5 protein-coding genes are annotated in these 7,057 nt (G+C 29.5%); all 5 read right to left on the bottom strand.

The genetic code is table 4. The annotated features are described in order from the left end of the window. Positions 1 to 158: 158 nt before the first annotated feature. The 5 genes from ACXYRK_RS02925 to ACXYRK_RS02905 are packed head-to-tail and all read right to left on the bottom strand — an operon-like array spanning position 159 to position 7,057. On the bottom strand, positions 159 to 1,535 hold the full coding sequence (locus ACXYRK_RS02925) for an MSC_0618 family F1-like ATPase beta subunit (protein WP_458597644.1): 1,377 nt from the start codon (positions 1,533 to 1,535) through the stop codon (positions 159 to 161). Then, positions 1,535 to 3,052 carry an MSC_0619 family F1-like ATPase alpha subunit gene (locus ACXYRK_RS02920; RefSeq protein WP_458617988.1) on the bottom strand — a complete coding sequence of 506 codons (1,518 nt, stop codon included), beginning with the start codon at positions 3,050 to 3,052 and terminating at the stop codon, positions 1,535 to 1,537. Before ACXYRK_RS02920 ends, ACXYRK_RS02925 begins: the two co-directional genes overlap by 1 nt. Position 3,053: 1 nt before the next feature. Beyond that, entirely contained in the window at positions 3,054 to 5,696 is a 2,643-nt protein-coding gene (locus tag ACXYRK_RS02915) for an MSC_0620 family F1-like ATPase-associated subunit (protein WP_458607599.1), read from the bottom strand. Then, positions 5,689 to 6,141, bottom strand: a complete 453-nt coding sequence (locus ACXYRK_RS02910; RefSeq protein ID WP_458607600.1) for an MSC_0621 family F1-like ATPase epsilon subunit — start codon at positions 6,139 to 6,141, stop codon at positions 5,689 to 5,691. The genes ACXYRK_RS02915 and ACXYRK_RS02910 overlap by 8 nt, the downstream gene beginning before the upstream one ends. Then, entirely contained in the window at positions 6,134 to 7,057 is a 924-nt protein-coding gene (locus ACXYRK_RS02905) for an MSC_0622 family F1-like ATPase gamma subunit (RefSeq protein WP_458614714.1), read from the bottom strand. Before ACXYRK_RS02905 ends, ACXYRK_RS02910 begins: the two co-directional genes overlap by 8 nt.

The following is a 7,057-nucleotide window of genomic DNA, read 5'->3' as shown; positions in this document are numbered from 1 at the left end:
TTAATATTTTTGGGCGCGGACACCCCTAGGGGTGTTGGTTAATCCTATTAATAAAACAAAAAGATTAACAGAATTAATTGTTAATCTTTTTGTCCTACTTTAATTTTAAAAATTTATGATGTGATGTAAAAACATCCCAATAGAGATGTTTTTAATTATTACAATCCTAATTCTTCATCTGTTGGAATTTGCAGATTTGAACCTACATATTGGAATATTTCTGGACTTTGTTTGATGTATTTACCTTCTAAAATCCGTATTACACTATCGACAGTATCTTCTAAGGAAACATATTGACCTGGTGCTTTAGTAAAGTGTTCAGTCATAAAGAAATTTTGGGTAAAGAAGTTTTCAAGTTGTAAGGCTTTTTTAACAATTGTCTTAGATTCTTCATCTAGTTCATCAAAACCAAGAATTAAAATAACATCTTCTAAGTCTTTATATGCTTTCAAAATTCTTTTGGTTTCTATAATTGCATCAAAATGTTTTTTACCAAGTAATTTTTCATCAACTGAGTTAGATTGTGAAGCGAGTGGGTCAAAAGCAGGGAAAATATTTTTGGCTGATTGCACACGTGAAAGCACTAAACTTCCATCAAGGTGGTTAAATACAGCAACTGCTGATGGATCAGATAAATCATCCATAGGTAAGAACATTGTTTGAAACGATGTGATTGAACCATTTTCGTTTTTATATAAACGATCTTGGATATTAGCAACATCTGATTCTAAGGTTGATTGGTATCCACCAACTGATGGTTTTTTACCTAAGGTTGCACTAGTTTCGTTTTCAGCTTGTAAAAAACGGTAAATATTATCGATAAATAACAACACATCTTGATGTTCAACATCTCTTAAGTATTCAGTAGCAGTTACCCCGATTGGAACAATTGACATACGAGCACCTGGTGATTCGTTCATTTTTGAAATATACATTGCAGAACGATCCATTAAGTTTGAACTTTCAAGTTCATTAAATAATTCGATGGCTTCACGAGAACGTTCTCCCGAACCGATGAAAACATTTGATGTATTAGCACTGTTTTTGTTAACATTAAAGATAATTTCTTTCATTAACACAGTTTTACCAACTCCAGCACCCCCAAAAATACCTAATTTATATCCTTTGATAATCGGGATAAAGAAGTCAATTGCTTTAATTCCTGTTTCAACAAGTTCAATTTCATTATGTAAATAACGATTTGGATTAATTGTTGAATCCATTTCAATGTATTTTGGATGGGTATCACGATCTAATAAAGGTTGTCCACGGAATGAATAAATGTTATTTAATGATTGCAATCCAACTGGAACCATAAAACTTTGTTTAGTATTAATTACAGCATCATCGATCGATATTTCTTGTGAGTTATAAATTATAATAGCACGAATAGTAGTATCATTTAGTACTCTTTTTACTAGCAGATAGGTTTTTCCATCATGTAAAGTAAGCAGTTGATTTACTTTCGGAAGATTGTCTTTATCAAATTCTACTTCTATAACATCTGAAAATAAATTAATAATTTTTCCTGGCATTATCTATCTCCTAATTCTCTAGCAACTTGTTCTAATATCGCAGGTTGGATTTTGAATAAATCATCTGTTTCAATTTCTCAATTTAAATTATATGTATCTGAATATTGTTTCAATGCATTAGCAAAAAATGATTTATGTAAATTATCATCGTAGTTTTCACCACTCATTACAGTATTATATGAATTACGCGCTTGCTCATCAACTTGAATTAATTTATCAATAAAAGCGATTGCTTTTTGTTCATCTTTAACACCTTTTAAAATAGTTCAACTGATTAACTTTGATGAGAACAAAATAAGATCTTGGGTATGTAACGAAAATCCTCTTTGGGTAAACATCTTATCAATCATTTTTCCTTTATAAATTAATAACGAAGTTTCTTTATTAAAATCATAATCTAGCATCGCAAGCTTTAAATGACGTTTATATTCTTTATATGCTTTACCAATTTCAGCAGCAACCTTAGTAACAAGTCTACTTTGCACACTTGAACCAGTTCTTGATACTGATAAGTTAATGTTTATTGCTGGTAATACCCCTTGTGAGAATAAATCAGCACTTGTAACAACTTGTCCATCGGTAATTGAGATAATATTTGAAGCAATTAACGATGTAATATCACCATCAACAGTTTGCAGAATTGGTAATGCTGTAATAGTTTTACGACCTACAAACGAACCAGCTCTTTCGAGTAGTTGTGAATGTGAAAAGAATGTATCTCCAGGCATCGCTTCTTTTCCTACTGGTCGATCTGTTAATAAAGCAATTTCACGGATAATATTAGCATGCTTGGTTAAATCATCAAAAACAATTAATACATCATCTTCATAAGAAATATTTTCAGCATGTGCCATACCGATATATGGTGCTAAATATTGTTCATATGCACTTGTTGATGGTGCATCAATTATTATAGTATTTTCTAAAGCATCATATTCTGCTAAGGTATTATAAATTCTGGTAATAGCTTCGCGTTTTTGTCCGATCGCTACATAAACACATTTTACCCCGTTGCGAGCTTGGTTAATAATCGCATTTAACGCAATATGAGTTTTTCCGGTTTGACGATCTCCAATGATTAATTCACGTTGTCCTTTACCAATTGGGATTAATAAATCGATTGCTACAATACCGGTAAATAATTGTTCGTTTAAGGTTTTGACGGTGGTTAAATCATGTGCTAGTTCAAAGATTTTTGCTCCGAGTGGAGTAGGTTTATATGTGTTTTCTGCAGTTGGTAAAATCACATTCCCTTCGATGTCAATAACCTTACCAAAATAATTTTGAAAAGTATCAATTCTTGCTTCATCGTTTTCTAAAACAACTTCTGAATTAATCCGTAATTGTGCATTTTTGGTATTAGCAATCAAAAAGGCACGGGTTTTGCTTGCATTGATTAACATAAGTTTTACCTTAGGATTTTCCTTAAGGTGATAAAACTGTCTCTGTTTATAAGGGAATTCACCAGATACTTCAACTATGTAATCAAAAATTGATGTAATTTTTGGGTTATTCATATTAAATTCCTTTCAATCCTATTCCTAAAAATACTGAACCGATAGCTAGGAATAGAATAATTGCTACGATTGCGATAATGTAAATAGTTTTAAGTTGATTATTTCTTTTAAGTCTATTAATAATAGCTCCAACAGAATTCAATGCAACTAAAATGCTTCCTGTGGCTAAAAATAATATTCCTAAAATTGTTAACAGATTATTATCAGGTTGTTTAAACTTTTGTAATTGACTATCAATTAATTGATAGTGTTGTTGATATGAATCAATTGTTTTTTGACTTTCTTTATCTGCATCACTTTGATCTTCTTCGGGTGGTGTAGGTGGTAGTTTATTAGCAATAATTAATTGCTTAAGTGCTAGCATACCAGGACCTATTTCTTTTACTAAATTAACATAATTATCATATCAAGCGATGATATTAAAAGTAGGTTGTTGTGATTGTGAATATTGTAATAATTTGTTAATGTTAACTTCTGTCTGTTTAATAAAATCATTAAATATTTTGGTATTTGCTTTAATTTGTTTAAAGTTTTCTTCAACTGTTTTTCTTACTTGGTCATTTTTTAAAGCAAGAAGAATAAAAGTTAATTCATCTTTATATGCTTGTGCAAGGTGAGAAAAATATGGACCATTATATCTTTTTGACTCAACTGATGAACCTTTAAGATTTCTAAATAAAAATCCCATAACTGCTTCAGAAGAAGTTTTTATTGATTGTGCATTTACTTTGTCATAATCTGGAGTATTTATAACTGTAAATTTTGGATCATTTAACAATGTTTCACGTTGGATGTTGAATGGTTTTTCGGTTGCTGTAAATTGCACCCCGTAAGCTACCATACTAAAAATTGCTGTTCTAACATCTTTTAAGAAATTTAATTTATCATAGTCTAAATAGAATGTTTTAGTTACTTCATTGTCACCGTCTTTAACTGTATCTTCGTATTCAATACCTACTGCTTTATATAAATCTTCGAATTTTTCTTTTAGTGCTTTTATTTCACCTTGATATAAGAAATTGAATCTCTTGTGAGTTTCATCATCAGTGGTATCAAGGTATTTATATTTTGTAGAACTTGGAGCATCTTTATCAGCATCTGTTTTATTTGCATCCGAATCAACTTGTGCAACTTGATATTCACGTTTTAACTTAGGATCTAGTAAGTCCTGAATTTCAATAGTAGGTATTAATGAATTTCTAGCATTATCGGTAGGTTTTTCAAGTTTTACAACTCGATATCTATAACGAATGTTAATCGGATTATCAAAGAAGAATAAACTATCTTTTACTTCTTGTGAAACATTTTGGTCATTGAAAACCCTATATAAATAATCTCCCAAATCTTCTCCATCATTTCTTGCGATAGGCAGATTTTGATCAACAGGGTTATAAAGTTTATAACTGATATTCGGAAATAATGGTGGTAGTTGCAAAATTAATTCTTGAGGATTTATCGGAGGATTTAATGCATCATTGGGTTGTTCAGGTAAATTCGGATTTGTATTCGGTGCAGCCGAATCAGGTGGAGTGACTTGATTGTTTTGTGGGGGCTGTTGCTTAGGTTCTATCTCAATATCTTTGTTAGCTTCTAAGTCAAATGCTGTATATCTTGGTTTGATCTTATTTATAAAGTATTCATCTCAAGTTTTAAATCCTTTAGGTGGTGTAACAGTATATGAATCGGTTTTAGGATCATATACAACTTCAACATCCTTACCGATTTTAGTGATATCATCAGGATTCATAAAGATTTCTGGAATCTTATCTTTTAACTTATTGATATACTTATTTAAAGCTGTATCGAGTTCAGTTTTATTAATGGTATTTTTTTGATCTTTACGTTTTTCATCAATATTAATTTCATTTTGATCATTACCTTCAATAGCCTTCTCATAGTTTGTCGGATCACTTTTACCGACTTTTATATTTGTATAATCCTTACCATTGAACTTAACGGTTGCATAATCATAATATTTATCCCGAGATATTACCTTTGGAAAGATTGCATTCATTCCGTATTTTTCAGGGTTAGCAGCAATATCATCTTTATGATCACTAAAGAATTTAATTAACTTATCTAAGTAAGTTATTTTACTTCGATTTCCACGATAATCATCTTTTGGTTTTTGTTCTTCACTACCTTTTCCTGGTTCTTCCCCAGGATTGGATGGTTGTTGTTGACCACCCTGACTGCCTGGATTTGATGGTTGTTCATTACTTCCTTGATCCCCTGGATTTTGGGTATTTCCACCAGGTTTTGTTTCAGGTGTTGTTGAAGATGGATTTACAGCAGAATCAGCAACTTTTTGTTCTTTATCTCTTTCGTTCTGTAAATATTGAATAAGATTATCTAAAAAAGGTTTTAAGTCTGAATGAAACTTATCATCTGCTTCTGTTCTAAATGTATCAAAATCAGGCGATATATCTCTAGGTTTATTTTGCTTTGGATTGCGAGGATCCTCTGGTGGATTATTTGGATCGCTAGGTGTCCCAGGATTATCTGGAGTACTTGGATTTTCTTCACCATCTGTTTGCTTAATATCTAACTTTGCTTTGTTTTGTGTAGAAAACGAAATTATAGGTGTCATTGTGGTAGTTGCTAACGAAAGAACATTAAGAATTTTTTTTCATTTTTTACTCATATGTTTCCCTTTCTGTTAAATTCAACAACTGCTTTAATTCTAATTCATATAAATCATTTTTCAAGTCATCTAATAAGATGGTTTCATCAATGCTTAAACCGACAAATCGCAAGGTTTTTAAACGAGATATTTGATATTTAAGTGGATCAAGTTCTTTTTTGTATTTTTGCTTTGTTGCAGCAACTTTGAAAAAATGGATATTAGAAAATGAATTTACTAAGGTTTTATCAGGTTTTGAAACTATATTAACATTCTTTAAAAACATAAAGAAAGTGTTTTTGTTTTGTGGATTAACTAATTTAATTAACATTCTTGGATATGCACCGATAGAGTTATCAGAAACTTTAATTCAAGTATTTTCTTGATAATGATTAATATATAAATCATAATTTTTAATTCTTAATTTCTTATTATCCAAGAAAATCATTTCAATAGGTTTACTCATACTCATTTCGACCTTCTTCAAAAATAGTTTGTTTTTTCTTAGTTAATAAAACAATTTCTTCTATTTGTTTTTCTTGTTTAATGCGATGGATCTGTTTAGTAACTTTAAGAAGTTCTTCATCGAGTTGTTTTACTTTTTTATTAGCAGCAACTAAAGCATTTTTAGCATTATAAAACGATGATTCGATAATTAATGAGTTAATGGCGTTTTCAATGAAAATGGTAATTTGATTATCAATAAAACTTTCAATGTTTGGATAAATTTTATAATCTTTAATAACCTTATCAAACTCATTTTCTGGATGGATGTTAAGTAATTTACCAACATCAAAATTTGACATCGGAAGCAATGTAAAAGGTTCTTTATAGTTTTTATTTGAGTTAATAACTAGATGCACATTTTTATATTCACTATCTAAATATAAAATCTTGGTTAGTTGTGCTAATGTTCTTGTGAGGTTTTTTTCTGCAGAACTTTTAAATGTTTTAATTACATTTAAATTATTGCTTTTAGCAAAATTTAATGCACGGTTTCCGATAGTAATAAAATCAACATTTTTACCTTTAATTTTATTTAAAATTGTTTTTTCATAACGAGTATATGAATCGGTTCCATATTTTTGTTCTTCAGTTAAATAAATATACAGTTCTTTTTCTTTAATAAATGATTTTTTTAGATTTCTTAAAAAACTATTATTTTTAACAAATGAAATATCTTCAATAAAACTGTTTTTGATGTTATATTTATTTTTAAGTGCTTGAATTAACTGCACATTTAATAAAGCATTATCAACATAAAAAGCAAGTTTTCGTGTTAGTTTAACAATTGTTATTAATAAAATATTTTTATCATTATTAACTTTGATTTTAATATTTTCAAAGTTTTGTTTTTTCTGAATGATATCTTTTAAATGCAT

Source organism: Mycoplasma sp. AC1221, assembly GCF_054353815.1.
This window is presented reverse-complemented; position numbering and strand designations above follow the sequence as displayed.